Raw genomic sequence first — 1,142 nt, 5'->3', positions numbered from 1 at the left:
CAACATTACCATCTATGCCTATCTCAGCAATCTGCTGGAACATCATTTCCATGAGTTCGAACAGCAGATAACGGCAAGCTTCAATGAAAAGAACAAACCCATTTTTTAAGTTTTTAGGTAAAAAATACTTTTTTATAAACCCTTGATCTTTGCAGATTTATAAACGGCACTCAACTGAGCCTGTACAGAAACCAAGAAAAAAAATATTTTTCCAAAGAAAACAGAAAAAGGGAAAAAAGAAAAAGAAAGCAGTTTCACAGGACGGGATGCAGACAGGCCAAAAGGAAACGGAATAAGTCCCGAAGGGTGGCTTGGGAGTACGCGAGCAAGACATTATGCCGTAAGCTTTTGGACAGGCTGATCCAGCCCGTCCTATCTTAGTTTTCTTTTTATTATTTCTTTCGGATAAAATAAAAATCCATCCCGTCCAAAACCGGACATGTCCCGCCAAACAAAGCCACAGAGTGCCAAAAAGCAGAGCCTGAAAGTATAAGAATTACCTTTTGGCTTAAAATCAAAGACCATGAAAAAAGACAAGCAAAAGGATAAGGTGGAGAAAAAGAAAAAAAAGCCGTTCACACCGCCAAAACCGGAGGAAGAAAAGAAGAAAAAAAACAAAAAAAAGGGCATCGGACAGAGCAATCCGTTTATCAGGATAGACAGGGGCGGAAATTTTTTAACCAATTTCTTTTCCAATTTTTTCAGACAGCTTAGAAACCCGACAAAAACAGGGATCAGCGGGCTGTTAGGAAAATTTCTGGTTATCAAAATTGACCCAAAGGAAAAGAACCCTGCACAACAGCCTGCAAAGCCTGCGGATATTATGGGACCGGTGAAAACGGTTTTACGTAACCTAAACTACAGCGGGGACAATAATCTAAGCCCGGCTGAAAAAGAGTCACTCAGACAGCGTACCAACCAGCCCTTGAAAATTGATTTTAAGACAGGGCAGAATGAACAGCAACAAGAAAATATGCCGAAGAAAAAAGGCTTAGGCATGTAGGAGTAATACCCAGAGCAGACCAAGAAAAGGCAGGGAATAAAATCCCCAGACCAATAATAAACTAAATCCAGTGAAAAGCAATACACCCAGAGCGTATAAAGGAGGCAGGCATCCCAAAGCAGATCCCGCCGTGCACCGC

The 1,142-nt window shown here is 41.2% G+C and carries 1 protein-coding gene; it reads left to right on the top strand.

From position 1 onward, the window contains the following. The first annotated feature begins 523 nt into the window (after window positions 1-523). Complete coding sequence (locus tag J3495_RS18970; protein ID WP_210668547.1) at window positions 524-1,003, top strand: hypothetical protein; 480 nt, start codon at window positions 524-526, stop codon at window positions 1,001-1,003. Window positions 1,004-1,142 lie beyond the last annotated feature (139 nt).

Origin of the sequence: Flavobacterium geliluteum (assembly GCF_017948595.1) — a bacterium.
GTDB lineage: Bacteria > Bacteroidota > Bacteroidia > Flavobacteriales > Flavobacteriaceae > Flavobacterium > Flavobacterium flavipigmentatum.
This window is presented reverse-complemented; position numbering and strand designations above follow the sequence as displayed.

What these genes read in the sequence shown, in the direction of transcription:
- J3495_RS18970 (WP_210668547.1), top strand. Translation starts at nt 524, where the DNA reads ATGAAAAAAGACAAGCAAAAGGATAAGGTGGAGAAAAAGAAAAAAAAG.